Here is a 24,174-nt window from a genome sequence, read left to right on the forward strand (position 1 = left end):
ATGAAGTGGAAAACGAGCAACTCCTAATTGGAACTGCTCGTTTTTTTATTGTGAGAAGCTAGTTTTTGCCCAGCCTCATATTTATTTTCCAAGACAAAATTGGCTAAAGAGTTGTGTGATTAATTCATCTGGAGCGGCATCTCCTGTGATTTCGCCCAATATTTGCCAACAACGTGTTAGGTCTACCTGTAACAAGTCGACAGGCATACCCATTTCCAATCCATCATTAACTGCCTGAAGACTTTGGACAGCTTGTTCAATCAAGGATATATGTCGTGAATTAGATAAGTAAGTAGCATCTTGTTCCACCAAACCTGCATTTTCAAAGAAAAGTTGATTGATTTTTTCTTCGATTTGATCAATGTTTTGGTTTTCTAAGACAGAGATGCGAATGACATCCTCAGGTAGTTGATCAGCTTCAATTTTTTCTTCTAGGTCTGTTTTATTGAGCAAGATAATGCGATTAGCCATGTTTGAAATGGCTAATAGATTTCGGTCTTGTTCGGTAAGTGGCTCAGATGCGTTGAGGACAAGTAGGATCAAGTCGGCCTCCTCAAGCGCTTTTTTAGACCGTTCCACACCGATTTTTTCAACGATATCATCTGTTTCACGGATACCAGCGGTATCAATCAGCTTGAGGGGGACGCCTTTGATGTTGACGTATTCTTCGATAACGTCGCGAGTTGTCCCTGCTATATCTGTAACGATGGCTTTTTCCTCACGGAGGAGATTATTGAGTAGGCTGGATTTTCCTACATTTGGTCGACCGATAATAGCTGTTGCGATACCTTCACGTAAAATCTTACCTCGACGAGCGGTTCGGAGGAGATTTTCCAAAAGAGCTTGAAACTGGAGAGTCTTCTCACGGACTAAGTCTGTGGTTGCCTCTTCGACATCATCATACTCTGGATAATCAATATTCACTTCGACTTGAGCCAAAGTATTGAGGATTTCCTGACGTGTTTCATTAATCAGTTGGGAGAGAGAGCCATCCAACTGACGGACTGCGTTGTGCATAGCCTTGTCGGTCTTGGCACGGATGACATCCATGACAGCCTCTGCCTGGGTCAAATCCACACGTCCGTTGAGAAAGGCCCGCTTGGTAAACTCACCAGGCTCAGCCATTCGGGCACCTTGTCTAATCAACAATTGAAGAATTTCATTCGTGACGGCGATACCCCCATGTGTATTGATTTCAATAACATCTTCCCGCGTAAAGGTCTTTGGAGATCGCATGGCACCTAGCATCACTTCATCCAGTACCTGTCCAGTTGCTGGATCAATAATATGGCCATAGTTCAGACTATGACTTGGCACAGTCGCTAAGTCCTTTCCTTTAAAAACTTTGCTTGCAATGGAAAATGCATCTGTACCAGACAGACGAACAATGCCAATTGCCCCCTCACCGAGAGGAGTAGAAATAGCAGTTATTGTATCGAATTCCTTTGTGATCATAGAGTTTGGCTTTCTAAAAAAATCTTACTTATTAGTTTAACATGGAAAGACAAAAAAAGCATGTTTGAAAGATGGGTTACAAATATATGTATTGAAAACGGTTTAAAATTTGATATAATAAAAACAAAAAAGCACCGAATCGGTGCGCAAAATTGGGTACGGACAAAGCCTTATTTTAACTCGCTGTGTTGTTTCGAATGGTTTCAACAAAATCATTATATAGCATCTTACGAATATTTGCAAGAGTTTTTTTAAAAATTGTTGCACATCAAACTAACATAGCACTAAAACTAAATATAAATCTTCTTAAGTATAACTAATCTTTTAAGAATGTTAATTTTTTTTTTTTAGAAATATCTAAATTCTTGAAATAATCTATAGTAAAATATATAATCAATTTAAATTTATGGTGAGTTTTTTTGATAAACTCATTAACCTAACAAATTTTATAAAAGCATCAAAATATATTAATAAAATTATAAGGAGTAAACCTATGGTGAACAAAAAATATGCCATCGGGATCGATATCGGTACCAATTCTGTTGGCTGGTCTGTTGTTACAGATGATTATAAGGTGCCTTCAAAAAAAATGAAGGTATTTGGAAATACCGAAAAGCGGTACATGAAGAAAAACTTACTAGGTACCCTACTATTTGATGAAGGTAATACAGCAGAAAGTCGCAGACTTAAGCGAACAGCTCGCAGACGTTACACACGCCGCAGAAATCGTATTTTATACTTGCAAGAAATATTTGCAGACGAAATCAATAAGATTGATGACAGTTTTTTCCAACGTCTTGACGATTCGTTTCTTATTGTTGAGGATAAACAAGGAAGCAAGCACCCTATTTTCGGGACCTTGCAGGAAGAAAAAGAGTACCACAAACAGTTTCCAACTATTTATCATTTAAGAAAACAATTAGCAGATTCTTCTCAAAAAGCTGATATTCGATTGATTTATCTTGCTTTGGCTCACATTATTAAGTATAGAGGGCACTTTTTATTTGAAGGGGATTTAAAATCTGAAAATAAAGATGTTCAACATTTATTTAATGACTTTGTTGAGATGTTTGACAAAACTGTTGAAGGTAGCTATTTATCAGAGAATCTACCAAATGTTGCAGATGTTTTAGTTGAAAAAGTCAGTAAGTCTAGACGTTTAGAAAATATTCTTCATTATTTTCCAAATGAAAAGAAAAATGGACTGTTTGGTAATTTTCTTGCACTTGCACTAGGGCTACAGCCTAATTTAAAAACAAATTTCGAGCTGGCTGAAGATGCAAAAATCCAATTTTCTAAAGAAACATACGAAGAAGATTTGGAGGAGATATTAGGTAAAATCGGGGATGATTATGCTGACCTGTTTATCGCGACAAAATCCTTGTACGATGGGATATTGTTGGCAGGGATTTTGTCAACAACTGAATCTACAACAAAAGCTCCGCTTTCTAGCTCAATGGTTAACAGATATGAGGAGCATCAAAAAGACTTAGCCTTACTGAAGGATTTCATTCGTCAGAATTTGTCCGATTCCTATAAAGAAGTTTTCAATGATAAGCTAAAAGATGGTTATGCGGGTTACATTGAAGGCAAAACGACACAGGAGAATTTTTATAGATTCATAAAAAAAGCAATAGAGAAGATTGAAGGAAGCGATTATTTCATTGATAAAATTGATAGAGAAGATTTCCTTAGAAAACAACGTACCTTTGATAATGGCTCTATTCCTCACCAAATTCATCTCCAAGAAATGCATGCTATCATTCGCAGACAGGCTGAGTTTTATCCGTTTCTAGCAAAGAATCAGGATAAGATTGAAAAAATACTAACTTTCCGTATTCCTTATTATGTTGGTCCGCTGGCACGAGGAAAGAGTGAGTTTGCTTGGTTAAATCGTAAATCAGACGAGAAGATTCGGCCTTGGAATTTTGATGAAATGGTTGATAAGGAAACTTCCGCCGAAAACTTCATCACTCGTATGACAAACTATGATCAATACTTGCCGGATCAAAAGGTTCTTCCAAAACACAGTTTATTATATGAAAAGTTTGCTGTATATAACGAACTGACCAAGGTAAGGTACGTAACAGAACAAGGGAAGTCATTTTTCTTTGATGCCAATATGAAGCAAGAAATTTTTGATGGTACATTTAAGGTCTATCGAAAAGTTACAAAGGAAAAATTAATGGATTTCCTTGGTAAGGAATTTGATGAATTCCGTATCGTGGACTTGTTGGGTTTGGATAAGGACAATAAGAGTTTCAATGCCTCACTCGGAACTTATCATGATTTGAAAAAAATAGTATCTAAAGATTTACTTGATAATCCAGAAAATGAAGATATTTTGGAAAATGTTGTGTTAACTCTAACTCTATTTGAAGATAGAGAAATGATAAGAAAACGACTAGAGAAGTATAAGGATGTATTGACAGAAGTACAACGCAAAAAACTGGAACGTCGCCATTATACTGGTTGGGGTCGGTTGTCTGCTAAGTTAATTAACGGCATACGAGATAAGGTAACTAGAAAAACAATTTTGGACTATCTAATAGATGATGGAACCAGTAATCGTAATTTTATGCAACTGATAAACGATGATACTCTATCATTTGTAGATGAAATCAGACTAGCACAAGGTTCTGGAGAAGCAGAAGATTATCGCGCAGAGGTGCAAAATCTTGCCGGAAGCCCAGCCATAAAAAAAGGAATCCTACAAAGTTTAAAAATTGTGGATGAATTGATAGAGGTTATGGGATATGATCCTGAGCATATCGTTGTTGAAATGGCGCGTGAAAATCAGTTTACGAATCAAGGTCTCCGTAATTCGCAACAGCGCTATAAGAAAATAGAGAATGCGATTAAGAATTTGGATAGCAACTTGAATTCAAAAATTCTTAAAGAATATCCAACAAATAATCAAGCGTTGCAGAATGATAGACTTTTTCTCTATTATCTTCAAAATGGAAAGGATATGTATACTGATGAAGAGTTAGATATTGATCAGCTCAGTCATTATGATATTGATCATATCATCCCACAAGCATTTATTAAAGATGACTCATTAGATAATAAGGTATTGACTAAATCTGCTAAAAACCGAGGTAAGTCTGATGATGTGCCAAGCCTCGAAATTGTTCATAAAAAGAAAAACTTCTGGAAACAGTTATTAGATTCTCAACTTATTTCGCAGCGTAAATTTGATAACCTGACCAAGGCAGAGCGAGGTGGATTGACCAATGAGGATAAGGCAAGGTTTATCCAGAGACAACTAGTGGAAACTAGACAAATCACAAAGCATGTGGCTAGAATTTTGGATACGCGCTTTAATACGAAGTTGGATGAAGCTGGAAATAGGATTCGTAATCCGAAAGTCAATATTATTACCTTAAAATCAAGCTTAGTATCCCAATTTAGAAAAGACTATCAGCTGTACAAGGTACGTGAAATCAACAATTACCATCATGCTCATGATGCTTATCTGAATGCAGTAGTAGCAACAGCTTTATTGAAGAAGTATCCTCAGTTAGCACCAGAATTTGTTTATGGAGACTATCCAAAATACAATAGCTACAAATCTCGTAAAACTGCAACAGAGAAAGTCTTGTTTTATTCCAATATCATGAATTTCTTCAAACGTGTTTTGGTATATTCAAAGACAGGAGAGGTAAGAATTCGCCCTGTTATTGAGGTGAACAAGGAGACCGGGGAAATTGTTTGGGACAAAAAGTCGGACTTTAGAACGATTAGAAAAGTCTTATCTTATCCGCAAGTTAATGTTGTGAAAAAAGTGGAGATACAGACTGGTGGATTTTCTAAGGAATCTATTTTACCACATGGTGATTCGGACAAACTCATTCCCCGAAAAACCGAAAAATTCTATCTTGATACAAAAAAATATGGTGGATTTGATAGCCCAACAATTGCTTACTCAGTTTTACTAATTGCAGATATTGAAAAAGGGAAAGCCAAGAAACTAAAGAGAGTCAAAGAACTAATTGGAATTACGATTATGGAGAGTATGGCATTTGAAAGAAATCCTATTGAGTTTCTTGGGCATAAGGGTTATAAGAATATTTTAGAAAAGAATATTATAAAACTACCTAAATACAGTCTATTTGAATTAGAAAATGGACGGCGAAGACTTCTAGCTAGTGCGAAGGAGTTGCAGAAGGGAAATGAAATGATTTTACCACCTCACTTGGTGACGCTACTATATCATTCAAGTAATATTCACAAAATCACTGAGCCTATTCATTTAAACTATGTTAACAAAAATAAACATGAGTTTAAGGAACTTTTGAGACATATATCAGATTTCTCTAATAGATATATTTTAGCTCAAGATCGTCTGAGTAAAATAGAAGAATTGTATGATAAAAATGATGGAGATGATATTAGTGATTTGGCGAGTTCATTTGTAAATCTGCTAACCTTTACGGCTATTGGGGCTCCAGCTAAATTCAAATTTCTAGGTTCCGATATTGATCGTAAACGATATACTTCAATTGCTGAAATTTTAGAAGCTACCCTTATTCATCAGTCTGTGACTGGTCTTTACGAAACACGTATTGATTTGAGCAAATTAGGAGGAGACTAATGGGATGGCGGACTGTCGTTGTAAATACTCATTCCAAACTATCATATAAAAATAATCATTTGATTTTTAAAGATGCTACTCGGACAGAAATGATTCATCTGTCCGAGGTTGACATCTTATTGCTGGAAACAACTGATATTGTTCTATCTACGATGTTAATCAAGCGATTAGTAGATGAAAACATTTTGGTTATTTTTTGTGATGATAAGCGACTACCAACAGCACACTTGATGCCTTATTATGCTCGGCATGATTCCAGTTTGCAGCTTTCGAGGCAAATTGACTGGGAAGAAGCAGTCAAAGCTGAAGTTTGGACACATATCATTTCCCAGAAAATACTAAACCAAAGTATCTATCTCAGTGCGTGTGGTTTCATTGAAAAATCTCAATCCGTCATGAATTTGTACCATAGCTTGGAGCTCTTTGACCCTAGTAATCGTGAAGGACATTCTGCGAGGATTTACTTTAATACTTTGTTTGGAAAGGATTTTAATCGAGAACTTGATAATGACATCAATGCAAGCCTAGATTATGGCTATACCCTGTTACTTAGTATGTTTGCACGGGAGGTTGTTCTTTCTGGCTGCATGACACAATTTGGTTTAAAACACGCTAACCAATTCAATCAATTCAACCTTGCTAGCGACATCATGGAACCTTTTCGGCCTATTATAGATCAGATTGTTTACGAAAATCGAAATCATAGTTTTGTTAAAATTAAGCGTGAATTGTTTACAATTTTCTCAGATACATTTCAATACAACAATAAGGAAATGTACCTGACTAATATTGTTAGCGATTACACGAAGAAAGTGATTAAGGCGCTCAATAATAAAGGGAAAGGAGTTCCTGAATTTAGGATATGAGTTACCGGTATATGAGAATGCTATTGATGTTTGATATGCCTACAGAAACAGTTGATGAAAGAAAGGCGTATCGTAAATTCCGTAAATTTTTAATTAACGAAGGGTTTATTATGCATCAATTTTCAGTCTATAGCAAGTTACTCCTGAACAATTCAGCCAGTAATGCTATGTTGGATCGACTAAAGGCAAATAATCCCAAGAAAGGTAATATCACACTTTTGACTGTTACAGAAAAACAATTTGCTCGTATGATTTATCTCAATGGTCAGCGAGATGACAGTATAGGAAATACAGACTCTCGAATAGTCTTTTTAGGAGAGGAGATTTGATATGAAATTGAACTTTCCGTTACTAGACGAAGCTCTGACGCTCGAGAAAGCAACTATTTTTGTTGTAGAGGATACGACAGTATTTTCTCGACTGGTTAGGAATTTATATCAATATCAAGATGGATCAGAATTAAAAATTTTCGACGAACAATTTAGGTCCATTAAAGATTCCGAGCTGATGGTGGTGACAGATATTTTAGGATATGACATTAATGCTGTACCAATACTGAAGCTCATCCATGCTGATTTAGAAAATCAATTAAATGAAAAACCAGAAGTGAAATCAATTATTGAAAAATTAGCAAATTCTATTACTGAACTAATCTCTTATGAATGTCTAGAGAATGAGCTTGATTTGGAGTATGATGAGATTACGGTTTTGGAGTTGATAAAGGCGTTAGGGGTCAAAATTGAAACTATCAGTGATACGATTTTTGATAAAATTTTTGAGATTTTACAAGTTTATCAATTTTTGAATAAAAAGAGATTTCTTGTCTTTATCAATGTGTTATCTTATTTGACAGTGGGTGAAATTCAGAAAACTAGGGAGTATATTGAACTTTCCAATATGGATGTTCTTTTTCTAGAACCGAGAAAAAGAAAAGATTTCCCTCAGTATGTTTTGGATAAAGACTATTTCTTACTATCGGAAAATATGGTAAAATAAGTACATACAGTACAAATAATAGAAACTATTCGAAACTGAAGTCTGGCTGAGACGAATGGCGCGATTACGAGATTTTGAGACAAAAAATAGTCTACGAGGTTTTAGAGCTGTGCTGTTTCGAATGGTTTCAAAACAAATGTAAAACACTCTGACGTATGGTTCCTGTTTTAGAGCTGTGCTGTTTCGAATGGTTTCAAAACTTCTGGTTCTTACCAATATTAGCAAGCGCCGTTTTAGAGCTGTGCTGTTTCGAATGGTTTCAAAACCAGTGTATAGTGATGCTGATTCGATGTTGAGTTTTAGAGCTGTGCTGTTTCGAATGGTTTCAAAACGATTGAAGACACTGAATCACTTTTGCCAGAGTTTTAGAGCTGTGCTGTTTCGAATGGTTTCAAAACAATTGAAATTGTAACGCTTTACCGCTTTTCGTTTTAGAGCTGTGCTGTTTCGAATGGTTTCAAAACACGGGATGTAAGTGAGACTAAATCCAGTCTGTTTTAGAGCTGTGCTGTTTCGAATGGTTTCAAAACAAGATTTTGCACGGTCGTGGATAGCGCGTAGTTTTAGAGCTGTGCTGTTTCGAATGGTTTCAAAACTATGATGTTAATCGATAAAATTCGTGATGGGTTTTAGAGCTGTGCTGTTTCGAATGGTTTCAAAACTAAAAGCATTTAGCAATAACATGTACGTAAGTTTTAGAGCTGTGCTGTTTCGAATGGTTTCAAAACCACCTGACCTTGTCAAAAAAGCAATTGATAAGTTTTAGAGCTGTGCTGTTTCGAATGGTTTCAAAACTGAAGAACACAAAATGCAGGCAACTTGCTAGTTTTAGAGCTGTGCTGTTTCGAATGGTTTCAAAACTCTTGTTGCAGGTGCAGGTGCATTGGTATTGTTTTAGAGCTGTGCTGTTTCGAATGGTTTCAAAACTGAACCGTGATATTTACTGGCAAAATACCAGTTTTAGAGCTGTGCTGTTTCGAATGGTTTCAAAACAATATAGACCAGCAGCAATTAAGGTTGGTAGTTTTAGAGCTGTGCTGTTTCGAATGGTTTCAAAACCTTTATAGCTGATACGAAATTCCCAACCGTGTTTTAGAGCTGTGCTGTTTCGAATGGTTTCAAAACAAAATTCTTTCTTAAAACTATCATCAACATGTTTTAGAGCTGTGCTGTTTCGAATGGTTTCAAAACAGTAAAGCTAGTGTTATTGCTGTGTGTCGTGTTTTAGAGCTGTGCTGTTTCGAATGGTTTCAAAACAGGAGTTTACCAAGAACTTTTAAGACAAATGTTTTAGAGCTGTGCTGTTTCGAATGGTTTCAAAACTCCTCTGTTGTCTTTGATTGATATGCAGGTGTTTTAGAGCTGTGCTGTTTCGAATGGTTTCAAAACTTTGACAACGTGCTACGCGTGTTTGACGTAGTTTTAGAGCTGTGCTGTTTCGAATGGTTTCAAAACTCGTCAATCGTCGGGATTGGCCCGCTATATGTTTTAGAGCTGTGCTGTTTCGAATGGTTTCAAAACAACAGCCCTCTGAGCCGTCTAAGGTTCAAGGTTTTAGAGCTGTGCTGTTTCGAATGGTTTCAAAACGAATGCGACAATTGCACGTTGGCTAAATGAGTTTTAGAGCTGTGCTGTTTCGAATGGTTTCAAAACTGACAGGAAATATCTAGACTTATTAAGTCTGTTTTAGAGCTGTGCTGTTTCGAATGGTTTCAAAACAAGCGTTTCTTGTAACTTACCCGATGCACCGTTTTAGAGCTGTGCTGTTTCGAATGGTTTCAAAACTTGCTCCCCCTACCCTGAACATACCTTTGAGTTTTAGAGCTGTGCTGTTTCGAATGGTTTCAAAACGTTAAGCATTACATCTATGCGTGTTAATCGGTTTTAGAGCTGTGCTGTTTCGAATGGTTTCAAAACAGTTCTGAAATGCTCCTTTCATGGCATCTAGTTTTAGAGCTGTGCTGTTTCGAATGGTTTCAAAACGTGTAAGTGAATGGAATAGCGTTGTTAGTTGTTTTAGAGCTGTGCTGTTTCGAATGGTTTCAAAACATTTAAGCTATGAATCTTTCTCAAATATCGGTTTTAGAGCTGTGTTGTTTCGAATGGTTTCAAAACATGTAAGGCTGTGACGGTTGCAAGGTCTTCGGTTTTAGAGCTGTGTTGTTTCGAATGGTTTCAAAACCACTAGGTAGAATTGAGCACAGCAAGGCAAGTTTTAGAGCTGTGTTGTTTCGAATGGTTTCAAAACGGAAAATGAACGGGGTAGGCTTGTCGCTCTGTTTTAGAGCTGTGTTGTTTCGAATGGTTTTAAAATATACCTACGATATTTTTGGTAATATTTTCTAATTTTTCTTCCCCTTTTTTTTAAATTTTCTTATAATAACTTCCCCACTTCATGCTATAATAGTTATATGAGTTTTTAAAAGGAGCATGGAATGTCAAACTTAAAAGAGCAGGTTGGTATTAAGGCAGCGGAATTTGTAAAGGATGGTATGGTTGTTGGTCTAGGGACTGGGTCTACAGCCTACTATTTTGTTAAAGAAATTGGCCGTCGGGTTGCGGAGGAGGGGTTACAAATTATTGGTGTAACGACCTCGAATGCTACGGCAGAGCATGCTGCGTCCCTTGGGATTCCACTAAAAAATATTGACGAAGTTGAGTACGTAGACCTAACGGTAGATGGGGCTGATGAAGTAGATGGAGCCTTTAATGGAATCAAAGGTGGCGGTGCAGCCTTATTAATGGAGAAAATTGTTGCGGTCAATAGTAAAGATTGCATCTGGATTGTTGATGAATCCAAAGTAGTTGAAACGCTAGGAGCATTTAAATTGCCAGTAGAAGTGGTTCAATACGGTTCTGAAAATCTATTTCGCTTGTTCGAATCAAAAGGATATCGCCCAAGTTTCCGAATGAGTGATGGTGAAAAACTTGTGACGGATATGAAAAATTATATTATTGACCTCGATTTACATCGGATTGAAGATTCAGTTGCATTGGCGGAAGAATTGGATCGGACAGTGGGAGTTGTTGAACATGGTCTCTTTATTGGTTTGATTTCCAAGGTAATCGTTGGTACGCCTGACGGTCCTCAAATAGTTGAAAAATAAGTAAAGCGAAAACGCTTCTCAATTACTAACAATGAGAGGCGTTTTTATGGTATAATGAAAACACGAACGTTTGAAGTTAATGAGAATTCGTTTCCAATTTTATATATGTCTTTTGCTATCCATTGCTTGCAAACCCTATGAATAAGTATAGATTTTCTAGAATGGGATCTTTGCTCTAAGTGTTCGAGGATGATACGAGCACGAAGAAGGTAACAAATAATGCATTGTTTAAAAGATGAAATTCCAGATATTTTACTGGTACTATGGTTGGAAATTGATTTTCTGTAACTCGTGATTCAAAAAAGGAGACAATTATGCCTAAATTTAAACGTGTTCACTTGGTTGTTATGGATTCTGTCGGAATCGGTGCAGCTCCAGACTCAGATAAATTTTTCAATGCAGGTGTAGCAGATACAGAGTCTGATACACTCGGTCACATTTCTGAAAAAGCTGGGCTTGATGTGCCAAACATGGCAAAAATCGGTCTTGGCAATATTCCACGTGATACAGCGCTTGCGACAGTTCCTGCTGAAAGCCATCCAACTGGTTACGTGACCAAGTTGGAAGAAGTATCGCTTGGTAAGGATACCATGACAGGACACTGGGAAATTATGGGTCTCAATATTACTGAGCCATTTGACACATTCTGGGATGGTTTCCCTGAAGAGATTTTGACAAAAATCGAAGAATTCTCAGGTCGTAAAATCATCCGTGAAGCAAACAAGCCGTATTCAGGTACAGCTGTTATTGATGACTTTGGACCTCGCCAAATGGAAACAGGGGAGTTAATCGTCTATACCTCCGCAGATCCTGTACTTCAGATTGCAGCTCATGAAGACATTATTCCACTTGATGAGTTGTATCGTATCTGTGAATATGCTCGCTCGATTACCCTTGAACGCCCTGCTCTTCTTGGTCGTATTATCGCACGTCCATATGTTGGTGAGCCAGGGAATTTCTCACGGACTGCAAATCGTCACGACTATGCAGTTTCACCGTTTGAAGCAACAGTCCTCAACAAACTAGCAGATGCAGGTGTACCAACTTACTCAGTTGGTAAAATCAGTGATATTTTCAATGGCTCAGGTATTACCAATGATATGGGTCACACTAAGTCAAATATGCACGGTGTCGATGTCCTACTTGAAACTTTGCAATTACCAGAATTCGAGGAAGGATTTACTTTTACAAACCTAGTTGACTTTGATGCTGTCTATGGTCATCGTCGCAATATAGAAGGTTACCGCGACTGCTTGCAAGAGTTTGATGCACGTATTCCAGAGATTATTGACAATATGCGTGAAGATGACCTGCTCTTGATTACTGCAGACCACGGCAATGATCCATCTTATGTTGGGACAGACCATACACGTGAATATGTGCCACTTTTGGCTTACAGCAAGGCTTTCAAAGGAAATGGAGTCTTGCCAGTCGGTCACTTTGCGGATATTTCAGCCACAGTTGCTGAAAACTTTGGTGTGGAAACAGCCATGATAGGTGAAAGTTTCTTAGGAGATTTAGTTTAATGGAAAAAGTTGTGATTTATCATAATCCTGCATGTGGAACATCGCGCAATGTCCTTGCTATTATCCGACATGTTGGAATTGAACCTGAAATTGTTCATTATTTGGATACCCCACCAAGTGAGGAAGAATTGCATGATTTATTGTCCAGAATGGGAATAAAAGCTAAAGATTTGTTACGAACCAATGTACCACCATATCATGAAATGGGGATTGATTGGGAAAGTGCGTCTGAGGATACTATCATTTCGGCAATGGTTGTTGAACCAATTCTTATCAATCGACCAATTGTTGTGAGCTCAAAGGGTGTTAAATTATGTCGTCCTTCAGAGACAGTTTTGGAATTACTGCCACCAATGAAAACACCCTATGTTAAAGAAGATGGTGAAGTAGTTTTGCCTCTATAAAAATTTATATTCTATGGGTTTATCAAAGATTATAGAAAGGAAGTTTAATTAGCTAGGCTAATTGAATTTGGACGACAGTCCAGTATCATTGAACTTATGACATTAGTAGAAAAAATTTATGAAACAAAAGCGTTCTTGGAAGAAAAAGGTCTAGTGAAACCTGAATTCGGTTTGATTTTGGGGTCTGGCTTGGGTGAATTAGCTCAAGAAGTTGAAAATGCCATTGTTATTGATTATGCAGAAATTCCGAACTGGGGAAAATCAACGGTTGTTGGTCATGCTGGTAAGTTGGTGTACGGTGATTTGGCAGGACGTAAGGTCTTGGCCCTTCAAGGTCGTTTTCACTTTTATGAAGGAAATCCTATGGAGGTCGTGACCTTCCCTGTCCGTGTCATGAAAGCTCTCGGTTGCGAAGGAGTGATTGTGACAAATGCCGCAGGCGGTATCGGCTATGGTCCAGGTACCTTGATGGCAATTACTGACCACATCAACATGACAGGTCAAAACCCATTGATTGGTGCAAACTTGGAAGAATTTGGTCCACGTTTCCCAGATATGTCCAATGCCTACACTAAAGAATACCGTGAAAAAGCCCATACCATTGCGGAAAAATTGGGCATCAAGTTGGACGATGGTGTCTATCTAGGTGTGACAGGTCCTACCTATGAAACACCTGCTGAAATCCTGGCCTTCAAGACTATGGGTGCACATGCAGTCGGTATGTCGACAGTACCAGAGGTTATCGTGGCTGCTCACTCAGGTATGAAAGTCTTGGGAATTTCTGCTATTACAAACTTTGCGGCTGGTTTCCAATCTGAACTCAATCACGAAGAAGTTGTAGAAGTAACCGAGCAAATCAAGGACAACTTCAAGGGCTTGGTGAAAGCTATCTTGGCGGAATTATAAGGAGTCAGTATGAAGGTTCATTTTCTTATCCACGAAACATTTGAGGCCCCCGGTGCTTATTTAGCTTGGGCAGCGATGAAGGGCTACGACATCAGTATGACAAAGGTCTATCGGTATGAGCAGTTACCTAAGGCAGTTGATTTTGATATGTTGATTGTGATGGGAGGACCTCAAAACCCAGCTTCTACAAAGGAAGAGTTTCCATATTATGATGCCGATGCAGAAATCAGTTTGATTCGAAAGGCAGTGAAAGAGGGAAAATATGTCGTTGGTATTTGTCTTGGTTCCCAGTTAATCGGCCAAGCTATGGGTGCTCAATTTGAAGCCAGTCCTTATCCAGAAATTGGGAATTTTCCAATCTACTTGACAGAAGCAGGAAGTCAGGATCATTTGCTAGCAGGTATAACTGATGGTATGGTGGTTGGTCACTGGCATAGAGATATGCCAGGTTTGACCAGTCAAGCGATTGTCTTAGCAACCTCCAAAGGCTGTCCACGTCAAATTGTCAAGTACGCGGACAGGGTTTACGCTTTCCAATGTCACCTGGAATTTTCGAAGGATTTGGTAAAGGCTTTACTAGCCCATGAAGTCAATTATGATCAACAAGTAAAGGAAGAACCCTATTGTCAGCTTGCACAGGAAATCCTCGATTATGACTATTCGACGATGAATCAAGGCTTATGGTTATTTTTGGAGCGTCTTGTTAATAATACCTAAAGCAAGTATTTCGAAAAAAAGCATGTATTCATTAAACTCACGCCGTATTTCTATGCAAAAATACGGTCTCAGTCCACAATATACCCAACTAAAAACAGAATAGTTGTCGCCCTAATTGCAAGGAGGCTTATTCTGAAAATACAGAAAGGAATAGGGTAGCTTATAGAGTGTAACTAAATATAAGCTAAGGTCTAGTACAAAATGATAATGGTTGTTGAAAATGAAGGTTTTTGAGCGACTTCTTAGTTTTGTCCGATCCCTTTTAATGCCCTTTATATATTAATTATGTCTATCCATATCTCCGCAAAACCAGGTGAAATCGCTGATAAGATTTTACTGCCTGGTGATCCACTTCGTGCTAAATTTATCGCTGAAAACTTCCTTGAAGATGCTATTTGTTTCAATGAAGTCCGCAATATGTTTGGCTATACTGGTACGTACAAAGGTCATCGTGTTTCTGTGATGGGAACAGGAATGGGTATGCCATCTATTTCTATTTATGCACATGAACTGATTAACGAATATGGCGTAAAAAAATTGATTCGTGTGGGAACAGCCGGTTCTTTAAATAAGGATGTTCATGTCCGTGAATTGGTACTTGCTCAAGGGGCAGCCACTAATTCAAAAATGATTAATATTGACTGGCCAGAATATGATTTACCCCAAATTGCTGATTTTGAATTGCTGGATAAGGCTTATCATATTGCTAAGGAACTTAACTTGACAACCCATGTGGGCAATGTCTTATCATCAGATAGTTTCTATTCTCCAAAGCTATTCAGTCGGAACTTGGAATTAGGGAAATTGGGTGTGAAAGCTGTAGAAATGGAAGCGGCCGCACTTTACTATTTGGGTGCTAAGTTTGGTGTTCAAACCCTTGCCATTATGACAATTTCTGATAGTTTGGTGAATCCAGAAGAAGACACTACAGCTGAAGAGCGTCAAAACACATTCACTGATATGATGAAGGTTGGTTTGGAAACTCTGATTGCTGATGAATGATAAAAAAGCTAGATTGCTATAAAACGCAATCGTTTGAAAGGCGAACCAATTTCTATTTGTACGGAACTTGGTTTGTCTTTTTTTGTTGAATAAGGTATAACATAGAAAACGGTTATATTTTTTAACAGAAACATTCGTGAATACTTACATAAATAAGTTTCCAAAAGGAGAAAAAGAATGATCAACTTACAAAATTTTGTTCGGTCTATGTATGCCAAACGTATCGAAGATTGCACAGACCAAGAACTCTATTATGCTTTATTAGCCTTTACTAAACAACAAAGTGAAGCTAAGTATACCAACGATTAGAAGAAAAAAGTTTACTATATTTCAGCTGAATTCTTGATTGGGAAATTATTATCGAACAACCTAATCAATCTAGGACTTTATGATGAAGTGAAAAGTCAATTTGGTTGCAGCTGGCAAAGATTTGATTACCATTGAAGACATGGAATTAGAACCGTCACTTGGCAATGGTGGTTTAGGTCGTTTAGCTGCCTTTTTCTTAGACTCGATAGCAAGTCTTGGTTTAAATGGTGATGGTGTTGGCCTCAACTATCATTTTGGTCTCTTTCGTCAATTATTTGCCTACCATCAGCAGACTGCCGTTCCAAATGAGTGGATTACTCCGCATTCCTGGTTAACGGAATCACCGATTTCTTATCGGGTGCCATTTGCTCATTTCACACTGACTTCAAAGCTCTATGATATTGATGTACCAGGTTATAAAATGGAACGGAAAAACCGTTTGCGCTTGTTTGACCTAGGCTCAGTTGATGATAATATCATTTATGATGGTATAGAATTTGATAAAGAAGACATTTTCCGCAATTTGACTCTCTTCCTTTACCCAGATGATTCGACGGATGAAGGAAAAGTCCTTCGGATTTTTCAACAATATTTCATGGTGTCCAATGCTGCGCAACTCTTGATTGATGAGGCGATTACCAAAGGTTCTAATCTGCATGATTTGCCTGATTACGCTGTCGTTCAAATCAATGATACCCATCCTTCCTTGGTCATTCCTGAATTGATTCGTTTGTTAAAACTTCGTGGTATTTCATTTGATGAAGCGGTTGAAATCGTGAAAAAGATGACGGCCTATACCAACCATACCATTTTGTCAGAGGCTTTGGAAAAATGGCCACTTGATTTCTTAAACCGTGTTTTGCCACATCTGGTACCATTTATCGAAGAATTGGACCGTCGTGCGAAAGCTGTCAAGAACGATCCAGCGGTGAACACTATTGATGAACAAGGCCGTGTTCATATGGCTCACATGGATATTCATTATAGCTATTCCATCAATGGAGTGGCGGACCTTCACACAGAAATCCTGAAGACTTCAGAATTGAAGGCTTTTTACGAGCTTTATCCTGAGAAATTCAACAACAAAACAAACGGGATTACCTTCCGACGTTGGCTAATGCATGCGAATCCAAGTCTGGCAAGCTACTTTGATTGCTTAATCGGACACGGCTATCACCATGATGCGAGTGAATTGGAAAAACTTTTGGATTTCAAGGGAAACAAGGAACTTAAAGACTGGTTAGAAGAAACCAAACAACATAATAAACGTAAATTGCAACGTCATATTGCGAAAACTCAAGGTGTAGAGGTTAACCCTGAATCCATTTTTGATGTGCAAATCAAGCGCATGCATGAGTACAAGCGACAACAAATGAACGTATTATATGTCATTTACAAATATCTGGATATCAAAGCTGGAAATATCCCAACCCGACCATTAACCGTATTCTTCGGAGGAAAAGCAGCACCAGCCTATACAACTGCCCAAGATATTATTCACTTAATATTAGTATTGTCACAAGTTATTCAAAATGACCCAGATGTTGCCCCGCATTTGCAAGTGGTGATGATTGAAAACTACAATGTAACCGAGGCGAGTTATATTATCCCAGCAGCAGATATTTCCGAACAGATTTCTCTTGCATCTAAGGAAGCATCTGGTACTGGCAATATGAAATTCATGTTGAATGGTGCGTTGACAATTGGTACGGATGATGGTGCCAATGTAGAAATCCATGAATTGGTTGGTGATGAAAACATCTACATTTTTGGTCAAGACAGTCAAACTGTTATTGATCATTATGCAAATGGAACCTACCACCCATACGCTTACTACGAACGCGATACAATCCGTCCATTGATTGATTTCATTACTAGTGATGTCGTTCGTCATGCGGGTGGTATTGATGAACGTCTATGGCGCTTACAAGATAATTTGAAACACAATGACCACTTTATGACCCTCTTAGACTTGGAAGATTACATTTTAACCAAGGAACGCATGTTGACAGATTATGAAGACCGTAATAGCTGGCTTGAAAAAGTGATTGTCAACATTGCCAAATCTGGATTCTTCTCATCAGACCGTACGATTCAACAGTACAATGAAGATATCTGGCATTTGGAAGCTAAATAGCATAAATGTGGACAGATAATCTAAAAAAATCTCACTCTGAACAACATTAGAAAAAAATAGCTTAGAATCAACGTTGCTGATGACGTCCTTCTAAGCTATTTTTTATGTTAAAGACTAGTTATCCAGATTTATTTTTTTTGAATTTTATAGTCGAATGAATTAACTTTCAGACAAGGAGCTGAGACGCAGGCTGTACTAGAGTACGGCAAGGCGAAAGCGACGATGTATCAAAGCTAATTCAAATGACTATATTTTTGAAGAATTGACCAATTACTGATCGTCCAATGAAATTTCCAAGGACAAAACCGATTGTATTGAGCAGGATGTCACCAAGATCAAAGAAACCTAATGAGAAAGTGTACTGGCATACTTCAATTATCAGAATTGCACCAATAAAAAGAGTTAATTTTTTCCAAGAAAAGGGAACGAGCAATCCTAGGGGTAAAAATAATAAGAGGTTAAAGACTAAGACAGCTGGGTTGAGAAAAAGGTCTTGTGTGAAGGTGGAAAAGAGATTCCAGTTGAAACCTTTGACGCCAATACTTTTGAAAAATAGGAGATAAATGAGGATAAGAAAATAGCTACAATAGAAAAAGTAGAGAATTGGTCTAGAAATTTTTGGTCGATAAATTAATCGAAATATGTTAAAGCAAAACGCAGTCATTAACAGGATTGCCGCAAGTGTCGGAATGACATCATAAGTCATAAATAGAGTCGAAAACTGGAAAAAAAGAAAAGTCATAAAAATCCAGCGGCAGACTAAAAATGACAGGATGAGATTGATGCTATCGTATATTCTTTCTTTGTTCATTAAAAGTCTCCTTTCATCTCTATTATACGAATATTTTAGAGTGAAGTAAAGTGTGGCTCCAAAAAAAGTTTTCATTGACAATGTGCTATAATAGATTTTATGAATAAACGACCGACATCAGCCTACATTCACATTCCATTTTGCACTCAAATTTGTTACTATTGTGACTTTTCCAAGGTATTTATCAAAAACCAACCTGTCGATGAGTATTTGTCCGGCCTCATGGAAGAGGTCAAGTTTTACGACCTCCCAGCCCTTCGGACCCTATATATTGGTGGCGGAACACCTTCGGCTTTGTCAGCAGATCAATTAGACTACCTCTTGACCAATCTTGAGAATTTGTTGGATTTATCTCAACTGGAGGAATTTACTATTGAGGCTAACCCTGGTGACCTGACAGCAGACAAAATTGAAGTTCTAAAAAAATCTAAGTGTAACCGTGTATCACTGGGGGTTCAAACCTTTGATGACCGTATGTTAAAAAAAATTGGTCGTAGTCATAATCAAGCCCAAATTTATGAAACCATTGCTTCACTAAAAGCAGCTGGTTTTCATAATATTTCCATAGATCTTATCTATGCGTTACCTGGTCAGACCATGGAGCAAGTCAAAGACAATGTTGCAAAGGCCTTAGAATTGGATATTCCCCATATGAGTCTCTATAGCTTGATTTTGGAAAATCATACGGTCTTTATGAATCGCCAACGCCGTGGAAATCTTCATCTGCCCAATGAGGACGTAGAATCTGATATGTTTGATTACATCCTTCGGGAGTTAGAAAAAAATGGTTTTGAGCACTATGAGATTTCTAATTTTACCAAACCAGGATTTGAAAGTCGTCATAATCTCATGTACTGGGATAATGCGGAGTATTATGGATTAGGGGCAGGGGCTTCAGGCTATTTGGATGGCATGCGTTATCGTAACCGAGGCCCGATTCAGCACTATCTCAAATCAATTCGTGAGAAAGGTCATTCACGTTTACATGAGGAATTTCTCAGTAAAACGGAGCAGATGGAAGAAGAGATGTTTTTAGGCCTGAGAAAGAAAACGGGTGTCTCGATTGAACGATTTGAAGAAAAATTTGGCATCTCATTTGAAGAACGATATGGTCAGGTTGTCAGAGACTTAATAAATGAAGGTCTCTTACAGGAGGAGAACCATTGGCTTAGAATGACGAAAAAAGGATTATTTCTTGGCGATACAGTTGCTGAACGGTTTATTATTGAAGAGTTGTAGTGGGGTGAGCTAAATGGGATTAAAATACCAAGAAAATGTAACTATTCCATTTGATATGTGTGATGTGCAACATGAAATTAAATTACCAGCTTTTATTTCATATTGTCTGGGAGTGTCAGGACGTCAATCAGAGTCAGTTGGAAGAAGTGATGTATTTATTTTTGAAGAATTTGGATTAATCTGGGTAGTGACTGATTATGAGCTGAACATTCATCGCTTACCAACTTATAATGAGACCATCACCATTGTGACAGAAGCGATTGCCTATAATAAATTTTTCTGCCATCGGATGTTCTATATTTATGATGAAAATGGCAATCTTTTACTCGATATTCTCTGCTATTTTGTGTTGATTGATTTTGAAACTCGAAAGGTAGCTCCAGTTCCAGAAGTATTGATTGAGCCATTTCAATCTGAACAGGTCAAAAAATTACCACGGGCACCCAAATACCATGAGCTGGATGCACCATTTGTTCAGGAGTTTTCGGTTCGTTATTTTGATTTGGATATGAATGGTCATGTCAACAATAGTAAGTACTTAGAATGGATGTATGAATCGCTAGGATACGATTTTCTGCTCTGCCATGTTCCTAAAAAAATTCAATTAAAATACATCAAGGAAGTAGCTCCTACAAGTCAAGTGAGTTCTCGATTGGTTACAACAGCATTACATAGCCAACATGAAATCGTTGTAGAGGGGCATATTCATGCACAAGCTACAATTGAATGGAGGAAAAGAGATGACGCAAGATAAGTGGTTGGACTGGGCTGTGCGTCTACAAGCCATCGCTCAAACAGGTTTAGCCTATGGGAAAGATGTTTATGATATTGAACGTTTTGAAGAAGTGCGGCAAATTGCGGCAGAAATGTTAGTGGAGCCTTCGGGGCAACCTTTGGAAGTAGTGAAAGAGCTATTTTGTAATGAATCTGGCTATCAGACCCCGAAACTTGATACTCGCGCAGCCATTTTTCAGGATAACAAAATCTTGTTGGTTCAGGAAAATGATGGACTTTGGTCTTTGCCTGGCGGGGATTGTGTCATAATAATGACAGGTGCTTAAAACGCTGTTAAATCAAGGATTTGAGCGTTCTACAATCTGTCATTAAGGAGGAATTTTTTAGATTTTAAAAATAATATGCTTTAGCGAGAACATTTTAATAAGTGTTCTCGCTTTTTTTATTTTCAGGAGGAAAATCATGCAAAAGAATAAGCAGTCATCACGATAAATTGTGATGTGTCATCTCATGGAGATTATGGGAATAAATATTGAGAAAGCAACTCAGTTAATTGCTGAAATGGAGGAAAAAGGACTCATTCAATTTGATGACATGGGGAATGTTGGTCTATTAGTCTTGGAGGGACAATCATGAAACGTATTACCGCTAATCAGTATCAGACATCAGAGCGTTATTATAAACTCCCAAAAGTCTTGTTTGAGAGTGAACGTTATAAGGATATGAAGCTGGAAGTTAAGGTAGCCTACGCGGTTTTAAAGGATCGGTTGGAGTTGTCTTTGAGTAAAGGTTGGATTGATGAGGATGGGGCTATTTACTTGATTTATTCCAATTCAAATCTGATGGCACTTTTAGGCTGTTCAAAGTCAAAATTACTCTCTATCAAGAAAACTTTACGTGACTATGGCTTAATTGATGAAGTCCAACAGTCCTCTAGTGAAAAAGGTCGTATGGCAAATAAAATTTACTTGGGGGAATTAGAACATGAAACTAGCCCAGTCTTACATACTGACGGGGCTAGTGTTAAAAAAACACTAGGGGGGTCTCAAAGAAAGACGGGGCCGGTCTTAAATTCAGCCCCTAGTGAGACTGAAGGAAGTGAGACTAAATATAGTGAAACTAAAGGGAGTGATTTCCTTATTGAGGACGAGGAGGAGAGGCAGCTAGTAGATGAGAAACAAGAAGAGAACTTTACTTCAAAAGTCGATGGCGTGACCAAGTACGATCGAGACTATATTTGGGGTTTGGTTCATGACCAGTTAAGACAGACAGGTCTATCTCAGTCGGCTAGTGACTATGCCATGCTCTATTTTAGTGACCGTTATCAGTATGCTTTGGAACATATGCGATTTGCTCGGTCAGCGGAAGTAATAGCTGAATACGTATTTAATGGAGTGCTGTCAGAGTGGACCAAGCAACTGAGACGACAAGAAGTAAAGGGAGGTGATTAAGTTGATTTGGTGGATACTAGGTGGAATCTATCTGATTTCTATTGTCATTTTGATTTTTGAAATCATCCGTGCACCAGAAATGGATGATGATATATAAGCAAGAGTTTTACAAGTGTAAGGCTCTTTTTTAGTTGGAAAGAGAGGAAAAATGAAATTTTTAGATTTATTTGCTGGGATAGGCGGTTTTAGGCTAGGGATGGAATCACAGGGTCATAAATGCCTGGGCTTTTGTGAAATTGATAAATTCGCTAGAACATCTTATAAAGCTATGTTTAACACAGAAGGGGAAATAGAATACCATGACATTAAAGAGGTCACAGACCATGACTTTAGACAATTTAGAGGGCAAGTGGACATCATCTGCGGGGGATTTCCTTGCCAAGCATTTTCACTCGCAGGCAGACGATTGGGATTTGAAGATACTCGAGGGACTCTCTTTTTTGAGATTGCTCGAGCGGCCAAACAAATCCAACCACGTTTTCTATTTTTGGAAAACGTCAAAGGCCTACTCAATCACGACGAGGGACGGACGTTCGCCACAATCCTCTCCACGTTGGATGAATTGGGGTATGATGTCGAATGGCAAGTGCTTAACAGTAAAGACTTTCAAGTGCCCCAAAACAGAGAGCGGGTCTTTATTATCGGACATTCTAGAAGATACCGTTCCAGATTCATATTTCCTCTCAGAGGAGAAAACAGCCCAGCTCATCTTGAAAGGCTAGGCAATATCAATCCATCTAACCGTGGTTTGAATGGTGAAGTCTATCTGACGAGTGGACTTGCTCCTACACTAACAAGAGGTAAAGGAGAGGGAGCTAAAATCGCCATTCCAGTCTTAACACCAGATAGAATTGAAAAACGGCAATATGGTCGTCGATTTAAGGACAATCAAGACCCTATGTTTACTTTGACCAGTCAAGACAAACACGGGTTTGTTGTCGCAGGAAATCTGCCGACTAGCTTTGACCAGACTGGAAGAGTATTTGACATTTCTGGCTTGTCACCGACCTTGACCACCATGCAAGGTGGAGACAAGGTGCCAAAGATTTTGCTGAGGGAGGAGCTGCCATTTCTGAAAGTCAAGGAAGCCACAAAAAGAGGGTACGCAAAGGCGACTCTTGGAGACTCTGTCAATCTGGCTTATCCAGACTCAACCAAACGTAGGGGACGAGTGGGAAAGGGAATATCCAATACTCTGACGACTTCAGACAATATGGGAGTAGTGGTTGCTGCTTTGGAATATCGACAGGATAAGTGGTATGAAGTCACAGGCATTGTCTTAGAGGGAAAACTTTATCGCCTGAGAATAAGACGACTGACACCAAGAGAGTGTTTCAGACTTCAAGGCTTTCCTGACTGGGCTTATGAAAGAGCAGAGGGTGTTTCTAGTAAGAGCCAACTATACAAACAGGCCGGCAATAGCGTGACTGTCACAGTTATTGAAGCCATTGCGAGAGAATTTAGAAGAACGGAAGAGGAAGAAAAACATGAACCTACTACATAAGAAAAGTATCCTAGAGTGTACTGAATTAGAAGAACGTATTCACCAAGCTGAAACCATTCAGTTACTGGAAAAAATTCTATCACTCCCCAATTTTGATTGTGACTTTGAGGTGACTTTTGAAGATGATTACCACAAAGAGATGAATGATCCTCTTTTCTACGAATCCAATCTTCATAGGATTTCGGATTTTATGGAAACTAGGGATATTAAAAATGGTGTAGATACACTATTGACGAAAGACAATCACCTGGCCTTTCGTGCCTTTGGTGAAAATTATACTGCTAGGGGAAAGGATGGCATTGTAACGACTCTAGTGACGGTCAAGTGCTATGGTGAAGGACGGTTGCCCATTGATATGAGTCGCTATTTTTCAACTCCTGAACAAACAGTTGAAAATAGCCTAACCCTATAA

General features: G+C 38.2%; 17 protein-coding genes, 2 pseudogenes and 1 CRISPR repeat array. Of the genes and pseudogenes, 17 read left to right on the top strand and 2 right to left on the bottom strand.

Annotated features, from left to right (window positions below):
* Positions 1 to 81: 81 nt before the first annotated feature.
* Positions 82 to 1,455, bottom strand: coding sequence for a tRNA uridine-5-carboxymethylaminomethyl(34) synthesis GTPase MnmE (gene mnmE, locus ACPC57_RS06700; RefSeq protein ID WP_172036661.1), 1,374 nt, complete (start codon positions 1,453 to 1,455; stop codon positions 82 to 84).
* 496 nt (positions 1,456 to 1,951) lie between these two features.
* On the opposite strand from mnmE, the gene cas9 reads away from it, so the two are divergent.
* The 11 genes and pseudogenes from cas9 to glgP all read left to right on the top strand — a co-directional run bounded on the left by cas9 (position 1,952) and on the right by glgP (position 18,022).
* Complete coding sequence (gene cas9 / locus ACPC57_RS06705) at positions 1,952 to 6,052, top strand: type II CRISPR RNA-guided endonuclease Cas9 (RefSeq protein ID WP_434066560.1); 4,101 nt, start codon at positions 1,952 to 1,954, stop codon at positions 6,050 to 6,052.
* The gene (gene cas1 / locus ACPC57_RS06710) at positions 6,052 to 6,918 is read left to right on the top strand and encodes a type II CRISPR-associated endonuclease Cas1 (protein ID WP_434066548.1); all 867 of its coding nucleotides are present in this window, start codon (positions 6,052 to 6,054) and stop codon (positions 6,916 to 6,918) included. Before cas9 ends, cas1 begins: the two co-directional genes overlap by 1 nt.
* The gene (gene cas2, locus ACPC57_RS06715) at positions 6,915 to 7,247 is read left to right on the top strand and encodes a CRISPR-associated endonuclease Cas2 (RefSeq protein WP_217374919.1); all 333 of its coding nucleotides are present in this window, start codon (positions 6,915 to 6,917) and stop codon (positions 7,245 to 7,247) included. The genes cas1 and cas2 overlap by 4 nt, the downstream gene beginning before the upstream one ends.
* Position 7,248: 1 nt before the next feature.
* Complete coding sequence (gene csn2, locus ACPC57_RS06720; RefSeq protein ID WP_434066549.1) at positions 7,249 to 7,914, top strand: type II-A CRISPR-associated protein Csn2; 666 nt, start codon at positions 7,249 to 7,251, stop codon at positions 7,912 to 7,914.
* Between the two features lie 98 nt (positions 7,915 to 8,012).
* Positions 8,013 to 10,228: a CRISPR direct-repeat array (repeat unit 36 nt; unit sequence GTTTTAGAGCTGTGCTGTTTCGAATGGTTTCAAAAC).
* Positions 10,229 to 10,349: 121 nt separating this feature from the next.
* Positions 10,350 to 11,021: a ribose-5-phosphate isomerase RpiA gene (gene rpiA / locus ACPC57_RS06725; RefSeq protein WP_434065030.1), complete on the top strand. Its 672-nt coding sequence runs from the start codon at positions 10,350 to 10,352 to the stop codon at positions 11,019 to 11,021.
* 314 nt (positions 11,022 to 11,335) lie between these two features.
* Complete coding sequence (locus ACPC57_RS06730) at positions 11,336 to 12,547, top strand: phosphopentomutase (protein WP_318150877.1); 1,212 nt, start codon at positions 11,336 to 11,338, stop codon at positions 12,545 to 12,547.
* Positions 12,547 to 12,951: an arsenate reductase (glutaredoxin) gene (gene arsC, locus ACPC57_RS06735; protein ID WP_274504753.1), complete on the top strand. Its 405-nt coding sequence runs from the start codon at positions 12,547 to 12,549 to the stop codon at positions 12,949 to 12,951. The genes ACPC57_RS06730 and arsC overlap by 1 nt, the downstream gene beginning before the upstream one ends.
* Positions 12,952 to 13,047: 96 nt before the next feature.
* Positions 13,048 to 13,857 (top strand): purine-nucleoside phosphorylase, encoded by an 810-nt coding sequence (locus tag ACPC57_RS06740; RefSeq protein WP_277745641.1) that lies wholly within the window; start codon positions 13,048 to 13,050, stop codon positions 13,855 to 13,857.
* Positions 13,858 to 13,866: 9 nt separating this feature from the next.
* On the top strand, positions 13,867 to 14,574 hold the full coding sequence (locus ACPC57_RS06745) for a glutamine amidotransferase-related protein (protein WP_434066550.1): 708 nt from the start codon (positions 13,867 to 13,869) through the stop codon (positions 14,572 to 14,574).
* Between the two features lie 285 nt (positions 14,575 to 14,859).
* Positions 14,860 to 15,576, top strand: coding sequence for a purine-nucleoside phosphorylase (gene deoD, locus ACPC57_RS06750; RefSeq protein WP_277836721.1), 717 nt, complete (start codon positions 14,860 to 14,862; stop codon positions 15,574 to 15,576).
* A gap of 177 nt (positions 15,577 to 15,753) precedes the next feature.
* A pseudogene (gene glgP, locus ACPC57_RS06755) lies at positions 15,754 to 18,022 on the top strand (glycogen/starch/alpha-glucan family phosphorylase).
* Between the two features lie 238 nt (positions 18,023 to 18,260).
* On the opposite strand, the gene ACPC57_RS06760 reads toward glgP, so the two are convergent.
* A complete protein-coding gene (locus tag ACPC57_RS06760; RefSeq protein ID WP_434066551.1) occupies positions 18,261 to 18,908 on the bottom strand; it encodes a VanZ family protein in 648 nt (215 codons plus the stop codon).
* Positions 18,909 to 18,932: 24 nt separating this feature from the next.
* On the opposite strand from ACPC57_RS06760, the gene hemW reads away from it, so the two are divergent.
* The 6 genes and pseudogenes from hemW to ACPC57_RS06790 all read left to right on the top strand — a co-directional run bounded on the left by hemW (position 18,933) and on the right by ACPC57_RS06790 (position 24,174).
* The gene (hemW, locus tag ACPC57_RS06765) at positions 18,933 to 20,072 is read left to right on the top strand and encodes a radical SAM family heme chaperone HemW (RefSeq protein WP_312951461.1); all 1,140 of its coding nucleotides are present in this window, start codon (positions 18,933 to 18,935) and stop codon (positions 20,070 to 20,072) included.
* A 13-nt stretch (positions 20,073 to 20,085) separates the two neighbouring features.
* Entirely contained in the window at positions 20,086 to 20,826 is a 741-nt protein-coding gene (locus ACPC57_RS06770) for an acyl-ACP thioesterase domain-containing protein (protein ID WP_217374925.1), read from the top strand.
* A pseudogene (locus ACPC57_RS06775) lies at positions 20,813 to 21,109 on the top strand (NUDIX hydrolase); the annotation flags it as partial. The gene ACPC57_RS06770 and the pseudogene ACPC57_RS06775, both read left to right, overlap by 14 nt.
* A gap of 330 nt (positions 21,110 to 21,439) precedes the next feature.
* Positions 21,440 to 22,258 (top strand): replication initiator protein A, encoded by an 819-nt coding sequence (locus tag ACPC57_RS06780; protein WP_039671059.1) that lies wholly within the window; start codon positions 21,440 to 21,442, stop codon positions 22,256 to 22,258.
* 148 nt (positions 22,259 to 22,406) lie between these two features.
* A complete protein-coding gene (gene dcm / locus ACPC57_RS06785; RefSeq protein WP_434066552.1) occupies positions 22,407 to 23,762 on the top strand; it encodes a DNA (cytosine-5-)-methyltransferase in 1,356 nt (451 codons plus the stop codon).
* Entirely contained in the window at positions 23,746 to 24,174 is a 429-nt protein-coding gene (locus ACPC57_RS06790; protein ID WP_434066553.1) for a hypothetical protein, read from the top strand. The genes dcm and ACPC57_RS06790 overlap by 17 nt, the downstream gene beginning before the upstream one ends.

It is taken from the genome of Streptococcus sp. VTCC 12886, assembly GCF_049893425.1.
In the GTDB taxonomy this organism is placed as follows: domain Bacteria; phylum Bacillota; class Bacilli; order Lactobacillales; family Streptococcaceae; genus Streptococcus; species Streptococcus suis_AA.